Origin of the sequence: Chryseobacterium metallicongregator, assembly GCF_031324065.1 — a bacterium.
GTDB lineage: Bacteria > Bacteroidota > Bacteroidia > Flavobacteriales > Weeksellaceae > Chryseobacterium > Chryseobacterium metallicongregator.
In genome coordinates this window covers 567,518-587,751 of record NZ_JAVIXS010000006.1, presented here as the reverse complement: position 1 = coordinate 587,751, position 20,234 = coordinate 567,518, and the positions used below count along the sequence as shown (strand labels likewise).

General features: G+C 36.1%; 19 protein-coding genes. 9 read left to right on the top strand and 10 right to left on the bottom strand.

Annotated features, from left to right (window positions below; genetic code table 11):
• Window positions 1-91: 91 nt before the first annotated feature.
• Window positions 92-469: a winged helix-turn-helix transcriptional regulator gene (locus REB14_RS11180; protein WP_309522209.1), complete on the top strand. Its 378-nt coding sequence runs from the start codon at window positions 92-94 to the stop codon at window positions 467-469.
• Window positions 470-544: 75 nt separating this feature from the next.
• On the opposite strand, the gene REB14_RS11175 is transcribed toward REB14_RS11180, so the two are convergent.
• Window positions 545-1,105, bottom strand: a complete 561-nt coding sequence (locus tag REB14_RS11175) for a DNA-3-methyladenine glycosylase I (RefSeq protein ID WP_309522208.1) — start codon at window positions 1,103-1,105, stop codon at window positions 545-547.
• A gap of 159 nt (window positions 1,106-1,264) precedes the next feature.
• Between REB14_RS11175 and REB14_RS11170 the strand changes: the two genes are divergently transcribed.
• From REB14_RS11170 to REB14_RS11160, 3 genes are read left to right on the top strand one after another with little or no spacing between them, the layout of a single operon-like run.
• On the top strand, window positions 1,265-2,179 hold the full coding sequence (locus REB14_RS11170; RefSeq protein ID WP_309522207.1) for an alpha/beta hydrolase: 915 nt from the start codon (window positions 1,265-1,267) through the stop codon (window positions 2,177-2,179).
• A 17-nt stretch (window positions 2,180-2,196) separates the two neighbouring features.
• Window positions 2,197-2,574, top strand: coding sequence for a hypothetical protein (locus REB14_RS11165; protein WP_079242550.1), 378 nt, complete (start codon window positions 2,197-2,199; stop codon window positions 2,572-2,574).
• Between the two features lie 52 nt (window positions 2,575-2,626).
• The gene (locus REB14_RS11160) at window positions 2,627-3,640 is read left to right on the top strand and encodes a TQO small subunit DoxD (RefSeq protein ID WP_309522206.1); all 1,014 of its coding nucleotides are present in this window, start codon (window positions 2,627-2,629) and stop codon (window positions 3,638-3,640) included.
• A gap of 122 nt (window positions 3,641-3,762) precedes the next feature.
• On the opposite strand, the gene REB14_RS11155 is transcribed toward REB14_RS11160, so the two are convergent.
• The 6 genes from REB14_RS11155 to REB14_RS11130 form a co-directional block, all read right to left on the bottom strand.
• Window positions 3,763-4,359, bottom strand: coding sequence for a hypothetical protein (locus REB14_RS11155; RefSeq protein ID WP_309522205.1), 597 nt, complete (start codon window positions 4,357-4,359; stop codon window positions 3,763-3,765).
• A 391-nt stretch (window positions 4,360-4,750) separates the two neighbouring features.
• Window positions 4,751-6,328: a DHA2 family efflux MFS transporter permease subunit gene (locus REB14_RS11150; RefSeq protein WP_309522204.1), complete on the bottom strand. Its 1,578-nt coding sequence runs from the start codon at window positions 6,326-6,328 to the stop codon at window positions 4,751-4,753.
• A 141-nt stretch (window positions 6,329-6,469) separates the two neighbouring features.
• Window positions 6,470-7,573, bottom strand: a complete 1,104-nt coding sequence (locus REB14_RS11145; RefSeq protein ID WP_079242554.1) for an HlyD family secretion protein — start codon at window positions 7,571-7,573, stop codon at window positions 6,470-6,472.
• Between the two features lie 16 nt (window positions 7,574-7,589).
• On the bottom strand, window positions 7,590-8,906 hold the full coding sequence (locus REB14_RS11140; protein WP_309522203.1) for a TolC family protein: 1,317 nt from the start codon (window positions 8,904-8,906) through the stop codon (window positions 7,590-7,592).
• Complete coding sequence (locus tag REB14_RS11135) at window positions 8,890-9,516, bottom strand: TetR/AcrR family transcriptional regulator (RefSeq protein WP_238594272.1); 627 nt, start codon at window positions 9,514-9,516, stop codon at window positions 8,890-8,892. Before REB14_RS11135 ends, REB14_RS11140 begins: the two co-directional genes overlap by 17 nt.
• Window positions 9,517-9,841: 325 nt before the next feature.
• Complete coding sequence (locus tag REB14_RS11130; protein WP_079242557.1) at window positions 9,842-10,960, bottom strand: DNA polymerase III subunit; 1,119 nt, start codon at window positions 10,958-10,960, stop codon at window positions 9,842-9,844.
• Between the two features lie 394 nt (window positions 10,961-11,354).
• Between REB14_RS11130 and mdlD the strand changes: the two genes are divergently transcribed.
• From mdlD to REB14_RS11110, 4 genes are all read left to right on the top strand, one after another.
• Window positions 11,355-12,674 carry an NAD(P)-dependent benzaldehyde dehydrogenase MdlD gene (gene mdlD, locus REB14_RS11125; protein ID WP_309522202.1) on the top strand — a complete coding sequence of 440 codons (1,320 nt, stop codon included), beginning with the start codon at window positions 11,355-11,357 and terminating at the stop codon, window positions 12,672-12,674.
• A 192-nt stretch (window positions 12,675-12,866) separates the two neighbouring features.
• Window positions 12,867-14,183, top strand: coding sequence for a BamG family beta-barrel-assembly machinery protein (gene bamG / locus REB14_RS11120; protein ID WP_309522201.1), 1,317 nt, complete (start codon window positions 12,867-12,869; stop codon window positions 14,181-14,183).
• 1 nt (window position 14,184) lies between these two features.
• On the top strand, window positions 14,185-14,775 hold the full coding sequence (gene lptC, locus REB14_RS11115) for an LPS export ABC transporter periplasmic protein LptC (RefSeq protein ID WP_079242560.1): 591 nt from the start codon (window positions 14,185-14,187) through the stop codon (window positions 14,773-14,775).
• A gap of 11 nt (window positions 14,776-14,786) precedes the next feature.
• Window positions 14,787-15,830, top strand: coding sequence for an anhydro-N-acetylmuramic acid kinase (locus REB14_RS11110; protein ID WP_309522200.1), 1,044 nt, complete (start codon window positions 14,787-14,789; stop codon window positions 15,828-15,830).
• 46 nt (window positions 15,831-15,876) lie between these two features.
• Here REB14_RS11110 and REB14_RS11105 read toward each other — a convergent pair whose 3' ends face one another.
• Window positions 15,877-16,266, bottom strand: coding sequence for an orotate phosphoribosyltransferase (locus REB14_RS11105; RefSeq protein ID WP_079242574.1), 390 nt, complete (start codon window positions 16,264-16,266; stop codon window positions 15,877-15,879).
• A 36-nt stretch (window positions 16,267-16,302) separates the two neighbouring features.
• On the opposite strand from REB14_RS11105, the gene REB14_RS11100 reads away from it, so the two are divergent.
• Complete coding sequence (locus tag REB14_RS11100) at window positions 16,303-16,911, top strand: NUDIX hydrolase (RefSeq protein WP_309522199.1); 609 nt, start codon at window positions 16,303-16,305, stop codon at window positions 16,909-16,911.
• 158 nt (window positions 16,912-17,069) lie between these two features.
• Here the strand turns inward: REB14_RS11100 and REB14_RS11095 are convergent, their stop codons facing one another.
• Window positions 17,070-18,341, bottom strand: coding sequence for a UDP-N-acetylmuramoyl-tripeptide--D-alanyl-D-alanine ligase (locus REB14_RS11095; protein WP_309522198.1), 1,272 nt, complete (start codon window positions 18,339-18,341; stop codon window positions 17,070-17,072).
• Between the two features lie 150 nt (window positions 18,342-18,491).
• Window positions 18,492-20,093 (bottom strand): gliding motility lipoprotein GldJ, encoded by a 1,602-nt coding sequence (gene gldJ, locus REB14_RS11090; RefSeq protein WP_079242660.1) that lies wholly within the window; start codon window positions 20,091-20,093, stop codon window positions 18,492-18,494.
• Between the last annotated feature and the right edge of the window lie 141 nt (window positions 20,094-20,234).

The window sequence follows — 20,234 nt, the reverse complement described above, 5'->3', positions numbered from 1 at the left end:
TATGTTTAAATTTCTATTACAAAATTACAACACGTAACTTACATTTTGTACATTAGCAACCTATTGTACGGTACTATAAAAAATGTAAGTAATGACTAAAATAAAGGAAACTTCCACCAATTTTGCCAATAAAAAAGCACTTGCCGATGAATGTCCGGAAATCTATGCTTCCAACACGATCGGAGGGCAATGGGCTTTGGCTATCTGTTGTTATCTGATTAATGGAAAAATGCGTTTTGGAGAATTGAGAAAAAAGCTTCAGAACATTACAGAACGTATGCTTACCCTTCAGCTCCGAAGATTGGAAGAAGATAAAATCATCACCAGAACAGTATATGCTGAAGTTCCTCCACGGGTAGAATATGAACTTACAGAAATAGGCTACAAACTGAAGCCCATTATTCTGGAGTTTGAAAAATGGGGTAATGAGCATAAAGAACTGATGAAAGAGACTTCAAAGAATAATTGAGATTCCTACGGAATAACACAGTCTATGCATAATGTCAAATATTTCTCTTTGTCATTCCGTAGAAATCCAGCCATATTACTTAGCCGTTTTTCCCTTCCACAAAGGTTTCTGTTCTAATACTTTTGAGTGTATCGGACAGGTTTCATGGTGGGCCCCCTTGAGATATCCGGTGCTCATGAGAAACTCGTTTACAATTTCACCCCCTGTAAATTTGAAGGTTTTCTTGAATAATTTCATCCATTCCTGCAATATCATTGGATGATGATGTTCCAGCCATTTCTCGAACGAACCAAATTCCTTCTGTAATTCTATAATCGTTTTTGCATTTTCAATGGCAGCATTTACTTTCAGTTTATTCCTGATAATCCCCGGATCGCTTAACAGTCTTTCACGGTCTTCCTCCGTATAACCGGCTATTTTCTGAATATTAAAATTGTCATAAGCTTTTCTGAAGCTGTCTTCTTTTTTCAGAACGGTTTCCCAGCTTAATCCCGCCTGATTGATTTCAAGAATCAGTCTTCCAAACAACTCATTATCATCATGAATAGGAAATCCATAATAGTTATCATGGTAATTTTTGTGCAGTTCTTTTCGGCTTTCGGGCTGCATTCCTTCTATAGCTAAACAATAACTCATTGAAATATTCTGTTTAAATTCTAAATAATGTGGTAAAGATAAGACAGGTTTGTGACAACTGTACGTCAGTAGTATTTTAATATTAATAATAATTCCATGTGCTTCAGGTATTTCTTCTCAGAGAATATTTAGTAGTTTAGAGAACTTAAAAACAATATCATGAAATCTGTGTTTTCCCTTCTTTTTATTATATGTTCAGTCTTCTTCAAAGCACAGAATTTATATTCAAAAGCGTATGGAAATCCCAAAAAACCTCCCGTTATTTTTATCCATGGCGGACCGAGCGGAAATGCCACTTTGTTTGAAGCAACTACCGCTCAGAAGCTTGCTGCTAAAGGATTTTATGTGATCGTTTACGACAGACGTGGTGAAGGACGCTCAAAGGATGAGAATGCTACCATGACATTCAAAGAAAGTTTTGAGGATTTAAAAAGTATTTATACCACTTACCATATCAAAAAAGCCAATATTCTTGCCCACAGTTTTGGAGGAATTATCGGAACTTTATTTACACATCATTTTCCTGAGAAGGTAAAAAAGCTGACGTTGGCAGGAGCTTTATTTACCCAACAGGAAACCTATGATCATATTTTAAAACAGGCTAAAGAGCATTTTAAAAATGATCCTGCCCGGCTTAAAGAGATTTCAGAAATAGAAAGTCTGGACAAAAATTCTGCTGCTTATAGAAAAAGATGTTATGATATGGCTGGGAAACTTGGATTCTTTGATATGCCTCATCCTACTCCCGAAAGTGAAATGCTGAGAACAGAATACAAAGCAGGGGAATTTTACAAAAACAATATAAGAAATGCTGATTCTCCAATTAAATTCTATCAAAATGAACCTTTGAATAACCTGGATAACACAATAGTTTTAAAAGATATTCGAAAAAAAGGAACTCCCGTTTTTGCAGTGTATGGTAAGAATGACGGCATATTTTCAGAAAAACAGCTGAATGATCTTAAAAATATTGTCGGGAAGAACCATTTCAGGCTAATTGATAACTGTTCCCATTACTTATTTGTAGATCAGCAGGACAATTTTTTAGAATTTATTAAACTTACATTGAAATAAAATGTAGTTTTGTAATCATGCACAATTCAGGAGTCCATATGAAAACCTATAAAGCTATCATTACGATGCTTATTTTGGTGTTTTCATTATCTCCATGTTCTGTGAAAAGAAATGTTCTTGATATTTTTGACATTCAGTTCATCAGCGGACTGAATAAGATCAAAACTACCTCTTCACTTTCTTTCAGTTGTGATTCTGCATCAGCTACTTCCGGAATTTCAGTTTCAAAAAACAAAACTCAGAGCCAATACAGAAATTCTTTTTCTGAATTTTCTTTAACAACCGGAAATTCTGTTGAAAAAAAGATTTCTTTCAATAACTACTCAGGGTATTCTACAGGAAACAGCCCACCGAAGTATATTTTATTTAAAAGACTGAAGCTTAATCTGGTTTAATTTTTTTTAGCCTAATTAAAAATCAGTTTTTTACAATACAATATTAATTTCAATGAAACATATCTTAAACCGTCAGTCTTCAGAGCTGGCCGGATTATATACTTTATCCCTCCGCATGGTTATCGGATGGACCTACTTTTCAGCGTTCTGGCGCAGATTGATCCTCGAAAACAAGCTTATTCCTGATGAAAAGGGATATATCGGGGAAAAATTCAATCATTTCTTACCAAATGCTCTGGGAATAAAACCCATTATTGAATATCTTGTTACCCATCCGGATGCCTTAGAGCGCTCCATGATCATCTTTACCATTATTGAAGCGGTTGTAGGATTATTCATTATTCTAGGATTATTTACACGGTTAATGAGTATCGGAATTTTCAGTCTTGCCCTCGGAATATTACTGGGTTCCGGCTGGCTGGGAACAACCTGTCTTGATGAATGGCAAATAGGTGTTTTAGGTATTGCAGGCGGATTTGTACTGTTTCTTACAGCAAGCGGATCTTATTCTCTGGATTATTATTTCATAAAGAATAACAAAAAATTCACTCAAAAAAGAGCATTTCAATGGTTGGGTTCAGGAACTTTTCCTGTCTCAAACCCAAAAGTTTTTGTGCTGGCAGGCTCCTTTATCATATTTGGTTTAACACTTTTTACCAATCAGTATTTCCATGGAGGTGTATGGGGAACCCTGCATAATAAATCGGTAAAACCGAAACTGGAAATTTCAAATATTTCTCATACTAATTCGGATTTAAAATTTGAAGTGTACAGAACGGAAGGAGCCGATGTGTATGGTTCTTTCCTGATAGGCATTCATATTCTGGACAAAAATGGAAATATTTTAAAAGCACTGGATCATAAAGAACTTGCCGGATTGTCTAAAGAAAATATAAAAAACCATTACGTTGCCAAAGTGAAACCGGGGAAACACAGTCTGGTCGTTCCATTGGGAGCAAAGGCTGATGTAACCGTGAGTATTGATGATATTCTTCAGAAAAGCGAAATTCATGCACTTAAACTGATTGATATCAGCGGGATTGATTGGATAGAGAGGATTGATTAGGGATTCGCGGTGCGGGGCTTCGGTTTTATGTTTTGGCTGAAGCCGATCCTTCCTTATAATAGAGAAAGCGGACTAAAGTCCGCTTCTATTGATATCTGAAATTATTATTTCAATATTCTGCTCTATTTTTCTGCGATAACTACATGGTAACTGCATGAGCTATCCGGATCAAGCTTGAGTACTTTTACTTCAAGTAAAACATCCAGTCCCATAGTGTCGCAAATACCCTGTATAAAAGGTTTTATGACTGGCCATTTCAACAGCCCTGCAATTTGCAGACTATGAGTGATTTTATGGTAACGGTCTATGCCTTTAATGAGCAATTCGCATTTATAGTCATTTAATTCTTTAAATTCAAAATTATATTCGGGACTGGATGTAAAAATTGCTCCTATCAGTATTTTGGCTACAGCCGGAATCCCAGGCTGCAGATTAGGTTTTGCTTCGAGAGTTCTCAGTGTCATTCTGGATGCGAGATCATACATGAATGTACTGGAAAGCTGCTCAATTGCATCGGCTCCGTAAAGTCTGCCAATCTGCTTGAGCATTCCGCCATAAAAAGCTCCTGTAATATCTGACAGACGCTGGGTAAGTTCTGTAAAAGTTCCGGGAAAGAAATCTGCAATAATCTGAGCCTGGTTCATTTCAGGAAGATAGATATCGTTTTTTCTGAAATCGGATAATGCCACATAGGTTTTCGGAAGTTGAATTTGATTCATAGTTAATAAGTTATTACTGTTATTAGTTCATCTTAAGTACAATAATGAAGAGAAAAGTCCCATCTATCCATCTGGAATTTTGTCATTATAGAATATAAAAACAAAGTAAAAAACTATTGGGTAAATGGATTTTAATAACTGATGTTCAGATAACAATCCGGTACTGCATTTTGGTCAATCCTTTTTGAAAGGATTGTTGAGAGATGAGGGAATCTATTCATATTTTTTCATTTGATATTGTAAAGCTAGAAAAAATAAATAAACTCTCCAATAAGTGATATTGTTTTTTATTTAATAAAATGAAAACTAAAAGTTATTGGATTTTACTATTCTACATCAGAAACAGCATAAAAAAACCTTCGAAAATCTCGAAGGCTTTTTTATTTAAAATTTAGTGCATAGCTTCACTCAAATCTATTTTTTCTTTGCTCTTTCGTTCTTTTACGAGTAAGATAAACGGAATACATATCAGGAATATGATTCCAAGGTAAAGAAAGACATCCATATAAGATAAAACAGTTGCCTGTTTCGTTACGGATAGGTCGAGCATTTTATACGCGGCATTCATTGCTGCATCAGGAGTCATTCCTTTCGCTATAAAATTTGCTTTAAGGGCGGCAAGCCTTTGCTGAACTTCAAAACTGTTTTCGTCAAGGTGGGAAATCAGGTTATTCCTGTATTTCTGGCCTGCATTGGCAATAAAGGTTGTGATAGCTGCAATCCCGAAAGATCCTCCCAGCTGTCTCATCATCCCTGTAAAAGCGGCTCCCTGACCAATCTCCTGCCCTTTCAATGTACTTAATGACAAAGAGGTGATTGGAATAAATAACAATCCTAAACCTGCTCCTCTTACGATCAGCATCCAGAAGAAAGCTTCTTTACTGGTATCCGGTGTCAGAATTTTATATCCCCAGAAACTGTAAACGAAGAAAATAAAAAGTCCTAATGAAACCAGAATCTGTTGTTTTGCTCCTTTTGCCAGCAACCTACCAATGATAGGCATCATGAAAGCCGTCGTTAATGCAGCCGGAATCATCAAGGCTCCTGACTGAAGTGCCGTCCATCCCAAAATACTCTGAGTATAAAGAGGAACAATAAATGTAGAACCATACAATCCGAATCCAAGCACGAAAGACATCATAGTTCCAATTCTTAGGTTACTATTTTTAAGTACCCTCAGCTCAACGATTGGATATTTAAAGGTAAGTTCCCTCCAAAGGAATAAGATAAATCCTAAAACAGCAGCTACTGTAAACGCTACAATCATTCCGCTGGCAAACCAGTCTTCTTCATGACCTCTCTCAAGAATGAACTGTAGTGAACCTACTGTTACTGCCAGTAAAGCAATCCCAATCCAGTCAACATCCGAGACTTTACGTTTTTCTGCATATTTCGGACTTCTTACAAACTGCAGTGTCATCAATGTTGCTGCAATTCCAATCGGAATATTAATATAGAAAATATATGGCCAGCTGAAATTATCAACGATATACCCTCCAAGAGGTGGACCAAGTGTAGGACCGATAATTACTCCCAGACCATAAATAGCCTGAGCCATACTTCTTTTTTCAATCGGATAAGATTCCGTAATGATCGTTTGTGAAGTTACCAATAAGGCACCCCCACCGATTCCCTGCATCAATCTGAAAAACACAAGTTCCCAGATATTGGTCGCATTTCCACATAAAAATGAAAATATGGTAAATATAATGATGGATGCCGCAAAGTAATTTCTACGCCCAAACTGCTGGGAAAGCCAGCTCGTCATTGGTACTATAATTACATTACCAATGGCATAAGCCGTAATTACCCAACCCACTTCAGAAAGTGTAGATCCAAGATTCCCCTTCATTTCATTCAAGGCAACATTGACAATCGTGGAGTCTACAATTTCAAGAAGGGCACAAAGGATAGCCGTAATCGTAATGATTACTCTACGCGCTCCATATTCTACTAATGAATCTTGCATAAGTTTTTTTCGATGTAAAAAGTCAATGGTGAATTTTGTTTCACAAGTGAATGGTGAATTTTAAAGCTTCTCATTTTAATTGACAGCAAAGCTAATTCACTATTGACAACGAAGTTCATTGACTTTTTACAGTTTTAAATGTTATTTCAAAGCAACCTCTGCTTTCACGTTCATTCCTGTTCTCAGTCTTTTGGCAATATCTTTATCAAGATTTACAAAATCAATCTTTACAGGAAGTCTCTGAACTACTTTTACGAAGTTACCACTCGCATTATCCGGAGGAAGAATAGAGAAAGTAGCTCCTGTAGCCGGAGAGAAAGAGCTTACTACACCTTCAAATTCTTTATCAGGGAAGGCATCAATCTCAATTTTCACTTTCTGGCCTTCTACCATTTTATCAACCTGCGTTTCCTTAAAGTTAGCTACCACCCACTTCTGGTCGTTTTTAACCAAAGCAAACAACTGTGCCCCAGCCTGCAGATACTGACCTGCCTGTGTAGGCACTTTTCCTACGTATCCATCTTCAGGAGCAAGGATTACGGTGTATGATAAGTTCAGTTTTGCATTTTCTACATCTACTTCTCTTTGCTTAGCTACAGATCCTGCTACACTGATTTGTTGTGAGCTTGCAGCCGTCTGAGAAGAAGCAATGTGAGTTTGCTGAGCAATTTGATTTCTCTGGTCAACCAAAACCTGTAACTGTCTGTCTGCAGATTGTTTTGCCGCTAAAGCCTGCTCATATTGCTGTTCTGTAATAGAGTGATCTTTTACAAGATTAGCATATCTCTTCAAATCCTGAGAAGTTTTCCAAACGTTTACTTTTGCTGCTTCTATCTGAGCGTTAGCAGTTACTACCGCTGCTTCTGAAGAACCTATATTTTTTGAAGTCGCTGTGGTAGTAGCTTCTGCATTGGAGATATTACTTTTAGCTGTAGATAATGCTGCCTGAGCCTGGTCAAGAGCCATTTTCTGATCTCTGTTATCCAAAATCACCAATGTATCTCCTTTCTTTACAAACTGGTTGTCTTTTACTTTTACCTGAGCTACATAGCCGGAGATTTTAGAAATTACCGGTGCCATATTGGAAGTAATCTGAGCATCGTCTGTCTCTTCATGATACTGTCCATAAGTAAAGGCTCTGTAACCGTAGATTCCTCCTCCGATTACTACTGCTGCTAAAATGATAGGAAAAACTAAACTTTTTTTCTTTTTAGGTTCAGCTGCCTGTGTATTATTATTTTCCATTTTGGTTTCGATCTGATTATTTAATTGTTAAAGTTCCTGTTGTCTGTAATAGTTTTCTGTATGCCAGTGCAGCATCTGCCTTAGCATTGATCACTCCAACGTTGGCAGCAATCTGTGCCGCGTCTGCATCCAGTAATTCAGTCATGGTTGCAAGACCGTTATCGTATTTATTTTTTGTTATTCTGTAATTTTCATTAGCCTGCTCGGCAGATTTTTCGAAAACAGCAATTCTCTTTTTTGAATAGTCTGTGTTTTGGTATTCTCTGTTTACATCAAGCTTAATGTTATCATTCAGTAATTCATCCGTAGCAGCAAGCTGTTTTTCTCTCGCCTGCGATTGTCTCAATGAAGAATTTTCTTTCCACAGGTTAGATAAGTTGTAAGAAACTCCGATTCCTACGTTAATTGCATTGTATACGGTAAGAAACTTAGGAATATCAGCTGCTACATAACCTCCTGTAAAGGCAATAGAAGGAAGATTTTCTGCTTTTGCTGCTTTTGACCCCAATTCTGCCGCTTTTCTCTGTTGAGCCAAAGCCTGTAAATCTTTACGGTTTTCTCTGGCTTCGGTCACATAAAAATCAACAGGTTTTACGTCTGATCCTTCCTCTATATAATTTTCATCTACGGTAAGTTCCGTAGTTTCAGGAAGACCTAATAAAAGATCCATATTGATGTTGGCAATATTGTAGTTATTCTTAGCTTCTAATAGTTGAAGTTCAATATTTGAAGTCTGAAGGTTAGCCTTTAATCTGTCGTTTCTTGCAATCAATCCGTTGTTTTCCATTTTCAGGAAGGTTTCATCTCTTTTTTGAGAAGCGGCAAGATTTTCTTCAAAAACCTTGATAGACTGGTTCGCTTTAAACAGATTGTTATAAGCCTGAGCAACGTTGTAAGCAATGGCAATTTTATCATTCTCAGTGCTTAGTTTAGAAGCTTCTACCAGATATTTAGCGGATTGAATCCCATATTTGATTCTTCCGCCGCTGTAGATTGGAACGCTAAGATTAGCCGAACCGTAAAGTACCTGATGTACTTCAGGACCGCCTGCTCCGCCTGAAAGATCGGGAAGTTTGATATCAACATTCGGTTTTACCGGAAGGTACATATAGCTACCTGACACTTTTAATTCCGGTAGTTGTCTGTTTTTAGCCTCCAAAAGATCAGCTGTAGCCTCTTCGATCTTGGCTGCATCGATCTTGAGATTCTTGCTGTTCTGGATTCCCAGCTGCACGGCTTCGTCAAGAGAAAGTGTTTTTTTCTCCTGAGCATTTACATTTGCTATTCCTACGAATAGTGATAATGCAATCACTGAGTTATTTATTCTCTTCATAACCTAAAAGGTCTTTTAGTAAATATTTAATATGTTTATTAAGTTCTGTGTAGTATTTTTCATCAAAAGCTTCTTCATCTTCTGTTTCATTCAGGAACTCTTTATACATTTCTTTCGCATTGAATGCATAAAATAAGGTTCCGCTTACCGTGGAATGAAGCAGATAAATAGGTGGGTTTTTGGTGAAAATTCCATTTTTAAGACCACTTTCCAATATTTGGGAATACATAGAAAGGAATCCCATTTTGGTTTGCTTCAAAAATTCTACAATCTGAGGATTCTTTGTATGCAGCTGCTCTCTCTGCATAATTCTGTAGAAGCATTTTTGAGTTCTGATCTTGTGAGAAAACTGATCAATGACTTTTTCAATTTTCTGCCACTCGTTGATATCTGTTCTTCCCAAAAGATCTTTTGAAAAAAACTGACCTTCATTCATTCTGTATTCCACTAATTTCTCATAAAGTTTTTCCTTAGAGCCAAAATAATACGAGATCATAGAGATGTTTACATTAGCATCCTTTGCAATTTCTCGGGTGGAAGTCCCTTCGAATCCCTTTTCTGCAAAAAGCTTCTCGGCTGCAAATAATATATTTTCTTCTTTTGAAATCATGTTAGTGTTCATTTTTCAGGGCGCAAATGTACACAAGTTTTCATTCAAATCAAACGATTGATTGATTTTTTAATATAGATTTAATTTATTGCAAAGAAAAGACAGTTTCTATAATAGATGCTAAAACCGAAGGAAAGGTGTTTTTAATGAAATAAAGCTCAGGATAAGTTCATATTCATTTAATAATTGAGAAAAACTCAATGGAAAATTTTTAGTTTTAAGATCTTTTTACATTGAAGTATGTATAAAAAAAGAGGGAAAGTAGAAACGAAATGGCAATCTCTTTATCATAAAAACAAAACTCCGGCATTAACCAGAGTTTTATTTATGTGTTTTTATGTATATATCTTGATAGTTTAATTCCCAGATCCGTCCAGACAATTTTTGGATTTCCGTTTCTGGTCAGATGAAGATCGGCTGTATTAATTTCTTCTAAAATACTCTCTATATTGGCACCATTGATAAATTTTGAAAATCCACCCCAATTGAAGCCGTTCGCATTGATCTTTTTATAAACCAGATTCTCAGACTGATAATTCTGAAGCAATGCCAGCCTGAAAATTTCAGAACAATAATTAAGGAAGTTCTTCTGTTTCTCCCTGTTCCATCCTGCAATTTCTCTTGCCCAGACAATAATGCTTCTAAGATATTCCGGTTTCTTTTTTACCATAAAGGCATCTCTCACCCACTGTACAAAAAGCTTTTCAAACTCATTGCTTTTATCTCCAGAATTCAACAGTTTTATGGCATCATTGAGATCTCCCTGTGCTTCATGAACAATCTCTCTCACTTTTTCTTCAGAAACAGAAAAATTCTTTTTGAGATGATTTTCAATATCTTCATCATTAATTCTCGGGATCTCTACAATCTGTGTTCTGGAAAGAATAGTAGGAAGGATGTCGTTTGTGCTTTCAGCAGTAAGAAGAATGACAGTCTTTGCTGGGGGTTCCTCTAAGAATTTCAAAAACTTATTGGAAGCTGCTACATTCATTTTATCTGCTCTCCAGACGATAAGAATTTTGGTTCCTCCTTCAAAACTTTTTAAAGAAAACTTTTGATTCTGATCATCCACTTCATCTGCAGAAATAAATAACTGTTTATTTTCCGATTCTAAAAAGGCAGTCCAGTCATCATAGTTTGCGTAAGGAGAAGCCAGGATCATTTCTCTGAACTCATCAAATTTGTTTTTGCTTAATGAGTTTTTATTGTCCGTAAAAACCGGAAAACTGAAATGCAGATCCAGGTGATTGAGGTGTTCCACCTTCGCTGCAGCATGTTCATTTTCCTGACTGAAAATTTCCCGTGCATACGCCAATACCATAGGCAGTGTTCCGTATCCCTCTTTTCCTACAAAAAGTTGGGCATGGCTCACTCTGTTTTCAGCAATGCTTTCCCTAAGAAGTTTTTTCAGATTCGTCTGTCCGGCGATGTTCTCCCAATTCATGTTTCAAAGATAAAAAATCTTATTTCATTTCATAAAATTAAGTCTGCTTAAAATGCATAAAAATATAGATTATACATTTGAGTTTCTTTAAATCTATAAAAATACAGGACATAATAAAACCATTAAGAAGGATTGAAGAAATAAAGTATAGTTAAGATGAATCATTCTGATTTTAAGCTTAAAGCGAAGCTTATCTTAACACTCTTGGCACCTTCATAATCTTAATGGTTCAAAAGAAATACCTCATATTATAGGTAATATCAATAATAGGATTAGAATAAAACATGAAATTAAATTTTACACAATGTAATTTTATACAATACATTTGCCACGTGAAATTATTCGTAAATTTATTACCATTTCACACCAATTCAAATATTAAAATTACATACGAATGGATACAAACCTGGAACAAAAAATCAGAGGGATATTTCAGCAGCAGAAAACCTTTTTCAAAACCAATCAGACCAAAGATATTGAATTCAGAAAAGCACAATTAAGAAAATTCCGTGACGTTTTTCTTCACCATACCGATGCTCTTTGTGAAGCTTTGGATATAGATTTGGGGAAAAGCAGAAAAGAAGCGGAATATGTGGAGATTCAAATAGTAATCAGTGAGCTTGATTATTTGCTGGAAAACATTGATGAATGGGCAAAACCTACTTCCGTACCTTCAAAACCACATCCTTCAGGCGCTGAAGTTGAGAGCAAAATAACCTATCAGCCTTATGGAGTTACTTATATTATCGGACCTTTCAACTATCCTGTTCAATTGACATTCAGTCCGCTTATCGGAGCTTTGATCTCTGGAAATACCGCAATCATAAAGCCTTCAGAAAATACTCCCCATGTTGCTCAGGTTCTTGAAGATATTGTCAAAGAATCATTTGATGAATCTTATGTAGCAGTTATTCAGGGTGCTATTGAAGAAAACACTTTATTATTAAGCCTTCCTTTTGATTATATTTTCTTTACAGGAAGTCCCAATGTTGGTAAAATTGTCATGAAAGCCGCTGCAGAACAGTTAATTCCGGTTACTCTGGAACTTGGAGGGAAATCACCTACGATTGTTCATAAGGATGCAGATCTGGATAAAGCTGTAGCCAGAATATCTTACGGAAAATGGATTAATTGCGGACAAACCTGTGTGGCTCCTGACTATATTTATATCCATGAATCTGTAAAAGATTCTTTTATAGAAAAATTCAAAGCGTATTTAAATACAGCGTATGAAGGCAATTCTCTGGGAAAAATCGGAAAGATTGTTAGCCCGAACCAGATTAAACATCTGGCAGGTTATCTGGAGGCAGCTCCTGAAAAAGTAATCTACGGAGGAAATTACGATCTTGAGAACCGTCACTTTGAAGCCACTTTAATGGATAATGTGAACTGGGATGATCAGGTAATGCAGCAGGAGATTTTCGGCCCTATTCTTCCTGTTATGACCTATAATGATATTGAGGAAGCATTGGAAGAAATCAATAGCCGTCCTAAGCCGTTGGCATTATATATTTTCACAGAAGATCAGGAATTTGCCGATTATGTTTTAGTCCATACCACAAGTGGAGATGCTGAGATTAACAGTGCTATTATCCACGTGGGTTCACACTATTTACCTTTTGGAGGAGTAGGAACTTCGGGAATGGGAAAATATCACGGAAAATTCAGTTTTGAGTGTTTCAGCCACAGCCGTTCTGTTCTTCAGGTAAAATAAGAGTATAAATGTTATAAATCAGGACTGTTCATCTTGGAACAGTCCTTTTTTTGGCAAAACAGAATTGATATTTTTATTGCAGAAAATTTGCATTTTTCTTGTAAAGAAAAGCCCTTAACAAACTTTAACCACATATAATTTTTACAATTCATTAATATTTAAGATATTTGCGCATTGTTTTAAAAATAAAGAATGAAAAAAATCTTTGTAATATCATTCATATCAGTTGGATATTTTCTGAATGCACAGAGTCTAAGCAACTCTCCTTATGCAACGTATGGAATTGGAGATGTGAAATATGATAATACGATCGAAACTACTTCTATGGGAGGTATATCTACTGCTTTTATTAGTGATTTTACCAGTAGTTTCAATTTTGCCAACCCGGCAAACAACGCCAATTTTGAACTTACGAGTATCAGACTGGAAGCTACCAACGAAAACAATTATTTCAAATCGAACTATAACGATATGAAATCTACAAAGCATTCTACGTATCTTTCCAATATTTCGATTGCATTTCCATTATCTTCAAAAGTGAAAATGGGAATCTCTTATCAGCCATACAGTTCTAAAAGCTACGACATCGTAACAGAACAGCTTGCCAGTGATAACACGACTCCTCTTTACAGAAATAACTTTAAGGGAAGCGGAACTTTGAACACGGCACAGCTTGCGGTTTCTTATAAAATTAATCAGGAATTATCTGTAGGGGCAAAAGCTAACCTTTATTTTGGAGACCTTAATGACCTTAATGAATTCCGTGCTTACAACAACAATCTTGGTACGTATGCCGGTGAATATGTTAATGGTTATGAAACTAAAAACAGAGTCCGAAACTTTAACTTTACACTGGGTACAAGCTACCAGACTTTAAATACGCGTACTGATAAGAAGTTTACAGTAGGTGCTACTGCTACTTTTGGGAATACAAGTAATATGACTACTCAGTACACCAACAGTACGTACAGATATTCTGATGCTCAGGAAACCACTAAACTTTCTGGTTCAGAAACAATCATCGAACAAAAAGAAACAAAATCTAAAAACCTTCTTCCATTACAGGCTTCACTAGGGGTTGGATACGGAAGTGAGAACCATTGGTTTGTATCAGGACAGGTAGACTATAAAAAAGGAGAAGATATCTCTTATTTTGGTAAAGATTTCAGTTACCAGGATACTTACAGAATTTCTGCAGGGGGTTGGTACCTTCCAAATTATAACAACTTTAGAAATTACTTCTCAAGAGTAATCTATAGATATGGAGCATTCTATGAAAGAGGAAATCTAAACCTGGAAGGGAACAGTATTAACAAATTCGGTATTTCTGCCGGAGTAATGTTACCATTTAAGAATAGTAGTATCACCAGAATGAGTGGTCTTGAAATCGGATTAGAAGTTGGTAAGAGAGGAACTCTTCAAAACAACCTGATCAACCAGAATTTCGTCAACCTGAGAATCGGCTTTAATTTTGCTGATAAGTGGTTCAGAAAGACTCTTTATAACTAAAATGAACTTTTCAAAAAAAATATCATATAAAAATATAGCATGCCTTTTTAGTTGTGCTATATTTTTTATATTGACATCCTGTGAGGAAGATCTTACCAAAAGAAATGGCAGCCAAAGCAAAAACTTTCCTTCACAGATCATCAACAATGCCAATATTATACAGCGTGATTCCGGCTTTATTACGTTAAAAGCCAAAGCGCCCATTATTGAAAAATACGAGCTGATTGACAGCCCATACGTGGTAGCCAGAAAAGGAATTGACATTGAGTTTTTTGATAAAAAGAAACCTAAAGTTCCTGGAAGGATTACCGCCAAATATGCCCGTATTTTTGAATATAAAAAATTCTATGAAGCTAAAGGTGATGTAAGGATAAAAACCAATGAAGGACAGAGATTTGCCATGCAGAGTATCTATTGGGATCAGAAAAAAAACAGAATCTATACCAAAGATACAGTTTATGTTACCATGGAAGACGGTTCTACACTGGTAGGTGCCAACGGAATGACCGCCAAGGATGACTTTTCCGAATACACATTCTATAACAACTCCGGAGATTTCAGTTCTAAAAGAATTTCTGAGAATAAAAAATAATTTCAAAAACAATGAAAGCTCTGGCTATTGGATTGATGTCCGGGACAAGTCTGGATGGTTTGGATATCTGTCTTGCTGAATTTGAAAAGAAGGACATATGGACCTTTCAAATCCTTAAAGCTGAGACACTCTCCTATTCTGAGGACTGGGAAATTCGACTTAGAAATTCTATTCACCTTTCCTCTGAAGATTTATTGGAACTGCATTCAGAATATGGTTTTTATCTTGGACAACAGGTTAAAAAGTTTATTCATCAACATCAGCTTGAAAATATTGACCTGATTGCTTCTCATGGACATACCGTTTTTCATCAGCCTAAGAGAAAATTTACCCTACAGATTGGTGATGGTAAGGCTATAAAACTGGAAACCGGACTCCCTGTTATCTATGATTTCAGAAGTCAGGACGTATTGATGAAAGGAAATGGAGCTCCTCTGGTTCCTATAGGTGATGAATTGCTTTTCTCTGCATACAGCGCTTGCCTGAACCTGGGAGGTTTTTCCAATATTTCTTTACGTTCGGAAGGAAAAAGAATTGCCTTTGATATCGCCCCGGTAAATATTGTTTTGAACTATTTAGCCCAACAGCTTCATAAAAATTTTGATGAAAACGGAGCATTGGCAGCAAAAGGGAAAATAGATGAAACTTTGCTGAATCAGCTTAACACTCTGGATTTCTATCAAATTTCACATCCAAAATCTTTGGGAATAGAATGGTGCCATCAACATATATTTCCGCTTCTTGAAAATATTGAAACATTGGATGCACTGGCTACTTTTACAGAACATGCTGCCCAGCAGATTGCCAATGTCATCAATGAGTATAGTATAAAAGACATCCTTATCACCGGAGGAGGTGCTTACAACACGTTTTTAATTGAAAAAATAAGAGCGAAAACACAAGCCGAAGTGATCATCCCCGAAAAAGAGATCATCAATTATAAAGAAGCCCTGATTTTTGCCTTTATGGGTGTTTTAAAAATGAATAATGAGATCAATGTGTTGTCTTCTGCCACAGGAAGTTCTAATGACCACAGCTCAGGAGTTATCGTATAAGATCTCTCATATAAAAATAAAAAAACCTTCATTTTGAAGGTTTTTATTATTTATAGGCTTCTATTTTATCGGTAAGCGTATTGATAAAGTTCTGTAAAGGCTTTTCCACCATCATTTTGATGAATGGATTGAATTTTCCTTCAAATAACATCTGAACTTCAGTCTGGTTTTCACTGATTGGGTTCAATGTAGCAGTTAATGAGAAGTCTAAGCTTGAACTTGCAGATCTTAAAATAGCTTTCTGATCGTCTACTTCATCAATTTTTAATGCGATTTCAGGCATACCCTGTAATCCAAATTTAAATCCGTTATCTCTTGTTTCAAATTTCTGAAGACCATCCGGCATAAAATCTTTATAATTTTCAGGTGATTTCAGCAACTCGGTAAGTTCTTTGGATGATTTATTGACAATAATCTTTCGTCCTTCTAAATTCATTTTTTATTTTTGTATTTAAATTCTTAACTATTACAAATGTATAAAGTTTTTGTCAACGAAAAAAAATTATTACTGTCTAAGCATCCTGAAGAACTTGAAAAAAAGCTTGGATACGAAAATTATACAACTTTAGAGATCGCATTGGATCTTTTGGAGAATACTTCTGTGCAGGAACTGAATGTGTATGGAGAGAATTTGGAAGAAATCTGGCAGGAGTTTCAAAAGCTTTTCAGAATTATAGAGGCTGCAGGAGGTCTTGTTAATAATCCTGAAGGTAAAATTCTTTTCATCAAAAGACTCGGCAAATGGGATCTTCCTAAGGGTAAAATGGAAAAAGGAGAATCCAGAGAAGAGTCTGCAGTAAGGGAAATAGAAGAAGAAACAGGTTTGAGTGATGTTGAACTTGTACAATTTATTAATACTACTTACCATATCTATGTAGAAAGAAATGGTGAAAAAATCTTAAAATGTACGCATTGGTTTGAAATGAACTTTAACGGCGAAGATACTTCCAAACCGCAAATAGAAGAAGGTATTACCGAAGTTGCATGGAAAACGACATCAGAAATTGAAAATGAAGTGTTCCCGAGTACTTTTAAAAACATCAAACTGATTGTAAAAGAATTCTGGGATTCGAAGAAATAAATAACAGAGCTAGAAGAGTGAAGCCGGAAGTTTGTATCCGGCTATTTACTTTTTCAGATAATTATTTAACAATGAAATTTTATAAAGTTGAATAAAAAAGAGAACACTCTTCAATTGCCTTCAAAAACTTCCCTCTCCCAGCTTCCAGCTTCCTTATTTTAAATAAAGTCAATCACTTTCTCCAGAGCAATTCCTCTGGATCCTTTCAACAATATATTTTCGGACTGAATTGTATTCTGTTTTAAATAGTCTGTTAATTCTGCTGTATTTTCAAACGCAAGGTCTGAAGAATTAACTGCTTTAAAATGTTTTCCAACAGTAATAATCTCATTGAAATGAAGGTCCTGAGCTAATTTTAAGATGTTCTGATGCTCTTTCTCACTTTCATCACCCAATTCCAGCATATCTCCGATAATAATGGTTTTACTGCCTTCAAAGCTGATAAAGTTATTCAAAGAAGCAGTCATAGAACTTGGATTGGCATTATACGTATCCAGAACCAAAGTTCTCCCCTCTTTTTTCACTACCTGAGATCTCATATTCGTTGGGGTGTAGAGTTCCAACGCATGTTTTATTTTTTCAAAGCTGATTCCAAAATGAAGTCCTAAACTTGCGGCAGCACAAAGATTGGTAAAATTGTACTCTCCTGTCAATTTTGAAACCGCTTTCACTCCCTGATAGGTCAATCCTACAAAATGTTCTTCTGAAAAAGATTCAAAATGATAATCAGAGGTTTCTGCTCCAAAAGTTATTTTAGGGGAATAGTTTTCAGTTTTCTCTACCTGGATAGGATCGTTTTCATTAACTACAATAGTTCTGTTATTGTTTTTAAGATAATCATAGAGCTCAGACTTTCCTTTGATGACACCTTCAAAACCTCCGAACCCTTCCAAATGAGCTTTTCCAAAATTGGTAATATATCCGAAATCAGGTTGTGAAATAGTACACAGAAATTCAATTTCTTTCTGATGATTAGCTCCCATTTCAATCACAGCCATTTCATGTTCCGGTTTAATGGAAAGAATAGTCAACGGAACTCCGATATGGTTATTCAGATTTCCTGCAGTATACTGAACATTAAATTTTTCAGAAAGAACTGCGTGAATCAACTCTTTGGAGGTTGTCTTTCCATTACTTCCCGTAAGTCCTATAAAAGGAATAGCAAGCTTGCTTCTGTGATAAATGGCCAGCTGTTGTAAAAACGCAAGAGTAGATGGAACATAGAAAATATTTTTATCTCTGTTTTCAAATTCCGGAAGTTCAACAATCGCTGCCAAAGCTCCGTCATCAATGGCTTTTTCCGCCAGCGTAGCTGCATTGAAATTCTCACCGGAAAAGGCAAAGAAAATATCATTCTCTGCTATTTTTCTGCTGTCAATAGTTACTTTTGCCGCCTGCAGAAATAAAGGATAAAACTGTTCTATATTCATTTGGAAATATATATATTTTTAGAAGTCATAAGAAATCGTTCAATCTATACGAGTGTTTTAGGCTTTTTAGCCCAAGCGATTTCATGGTTCAAAAATAAAAAAACCTTCCGAAAGTTCGGAAGGTTTTTTATAAGTATTTTTTGATAAATATTATCTTCTAGTTCTACTCTTATCGCTGGCTTTAGCATCCTGTGCAACACGGAATCCTACCCAACCATAAGCTCTGTTTTGATTTTTATATCTTCTTTGTCCCGGATCCAGCCAGTAAGCTGTATCCTGCCAAGAACCACCTTTTACTACTCTAACCTCGTTAGAAATTCCGGAAGTTCTGTCTTTAGTATCCTTCTGTAACTTCACTCTACCCGTTCCATCTACAACAAAGCTTTTCTTAGGAGCATTGTACATATCGAATCCTGCAGCAGAATCAGAAGCTCTGTAATATTCTAAAGAAGACTGTCTGTCACCATCTCTGTAATTTCTGTAGTCAGCGATAGTTTGTCTTTCGAACTGTCCAGGAAGACCTTTATATACTAATCTTCCGTCAGCTAAAGTGTCATATTTGATAGTACCTTCGTCGATCATTTTGTAAGTACCGTCACCGTTTCTTACGATCGCCTGAGGCATATTTCCTCTATAGTAGTTGAAATCGTTGTAATCTTCATCGATGATTGGTCTATAAACGTCAGCCGTCCATTCAGAAACGTTTCCGTACATTCCATAGATACCCAAATCATTTGATGGATATTGTCTTACATCAGAAGTCTGAGCAGATCCGTCATTCTTCCATCCAGCGATACCAGAATAGTCACCTTTACCCATTTTGAAGTTTTCAAGGAACATTCCTCTGTCTCTTCCTTTAGTACCTCTTAATCTTTCGATTTCAGGTTTTTTACCCAGATATTGGTTATATTCTCTGGTTTTAGCCATACCAAGAGCTGCATATTCCCATTCTACTTCAGTAGGAAGTCTGAACTTCTGTACCATGGCAGAATTTGGAGCTCTGTTAGCTGCAAGCAATCTCTGGTTGGTTGTTTTCATACCAGTTTTTTGCTGCATTCTTTTCTCATTAATGTATCCTTGCATTTCAGGATCATTCGCTTTGAATTTATCCATGTTGAAAGCAGTACCTCCCTGGTTGTTGGATTCGTTGATATACAAATCTTTAGCAATAATACCAGCCTGCATCAAAGCTTTTTCGTTCGCTCTGTCTGACAGCCATTCACAGTATCTGTTTGCCTGAGTCCAGGAAACTCCTACTACCGGATAGTAATCAAATTCCGGAGAACGTAAGTACGTTTCGTTATAATCGTTTCTTGCTAATTTGTTGTCCCATAATAAGGTATCCGGTAAAGCACCGTTATAGATCTCCTTAAAACTCGGGTCACTTGGTGGGAATACATACTTCAACCATGTAAGGTATTCGCGGTATTCGTAGTTAGTAATTTCAGTTTCACCGATAAAGAATGAACTTACCTGCATTCTGCGAGGTGTATTATTCCAATCGTGCATAACATCATCTTTCACTAATCCCATTGTAAAAGTTCCACCTTCTACATATACCATCCCAGGCCAACCCTTCTGCTTCTGTTGCTTTCCTGCAAAAAACCAACCCTGTTTTTCGTTTGGTTTCCAACCTGTTTTGCTGACAAATTTTTTGGTACCGCCACCTTTGCTGGTTCCTGATCCGCCACAGCTGGTTAATGCAAGTGTAGAACTTAATGCTATTAATGAAAACAACTTTAGTTTTTTCATAGTCGATATAAATATTTTCAAAGTACAAAGAAAAAATAAATTATTCAATAAATCAAGTAAACATTTGATTTTTTTGAAAAACGTTAACAAATTAATTTTATTGTATCACAATTTAATTCTAAAATTTTCATTTATTTTGTA

Bases quoted from the DNA above. Each gene is read 5' to 3' on its own strand.
- REB14_RS11095 (WP_309522198.1), bottom strand. From the start codon at position 18,341: ATGAATATAGAACAGTTTTATCCTTTATTTCTGCAGGCGGCAAAAGTA.
- REB14_RS11100 (WP_309522199.1), top strand. From the start codon at position 16,303: ATGTATAAAGTTTTTGTCAACGAAAAAAAATTATTACTGTCTAAGCAT.
- bamG (WP_309522201.1), top strand. From the start codon at position 12,867: ATGAAAAAAATCTTTGTAATATCATTCATATCAGTTGGATATTTTCTG.
- REB14_RS11140 (WP_309522203.1), bottom strand. From the start codon at position 8,906: ATGAAGAGAATAAATAACTCAGTGATTGCATTATCACTATTCGTAGGA.
- REB14_RS11105 (WP_079242574.1), bottom strand. From the start codon at position 16,266: ATGAATTTAGAAGGACGAAAGATTATTGTCAATAAATCATCCAAAGAA.
- REB14_RS11110 (WP_309522200.1), top strand. From the start codon at position 14,787: ATGAAAGCTCTGGCTATTGGATTGATGTCCGGGACAAGTCTGGATGGT.
- REB14_RS11170 (WP_309522207.1), top strand. From the start codon at position 1,265: ATGAAATCTGTGTTTTCCCTTCTTTTTATTATATGTTCAGTCTTCTTC.
- REB14_RS11175 (WP_309522208.1), bottom strand. From the start codon at position 1,105: ATGAGTTATTGTTTAGCTATAGAAGGAATGCAGCCCGAAAGCCGAAAA.
- REB14_RS11180 (WP_309522209.1), top strand. From the start codon at position 92: ATGACTAAAATAAAGGAAACTTCCACCAATTTTGCCAATAAAAAAGCA.
- mdlD (WP_309522202.1), top strand. From the start codon at position 11,355: ATGGATACAAACCTGGAACAAAAAATCAGAGGGATATTTCAGCAGCAG.
- REB14_RS11130 (WP_079242557.1), bottom strand. From the start codon at position 10,960: ATGAATTGGGAGAACATCGCCGGACAGACGAATCTGAAAAAACTTCTT.
- REB14_RS11135 (WP_238594272.1), bottom strand. From the start codon at position 9,516: ATGATTTCAAAAGAAGAAAATATATTATTTGCAGCCGAGAAGCTTTTT.
- REB14_RS11150 (WP_309522204.1), bottom strand. From the start codon at position 6,328: ATGCAAGATTCATTAGTAGAATATGGAGCGCGTAGAGTAATCATTACG.
- REB14_RS11160 (WP_309522206.1), top strand. From the start codon at position 2,627: ATGAAACATATCTTAAACCGTCAGTCTTCAGAGCTGGCCGGATTATAT.
- gldJ (WP_079242660.1), bottom strand. From the start codon at position 20,093: ATGAAAAAACTAAAGTTGTTTTCATTAATAGCATTAAGTTCTACACTT.
- REB14_RS11145 (WP_079242554.1), bottom strand. From the start codon at position 7,573: ATGGAAAATAATAATACACAGGCAGCTGAACCTAAAAAGAAAAAAAGT.
- REB14_RS11155 (WP_309522205.1), bottom strand. From the start codon at position 4,359: ATGAATCAAATTCAACTTCCGAAAACCTATGTGGCATTATCCGATTTC.
- lptC (WP_079242560.1), top strand. From the start codon at position 14,185: ATGAACTTTTCAAAAAAAATATCATATAAAAATATAGCATGCCTTTTT.
- REB14_RS11165 (WP_079242550.1), top strand. From the start codon at position 2,197: ATGCACAATTCAGGAGTCCATATGAAAACCTATAAAGCTATCATTACG.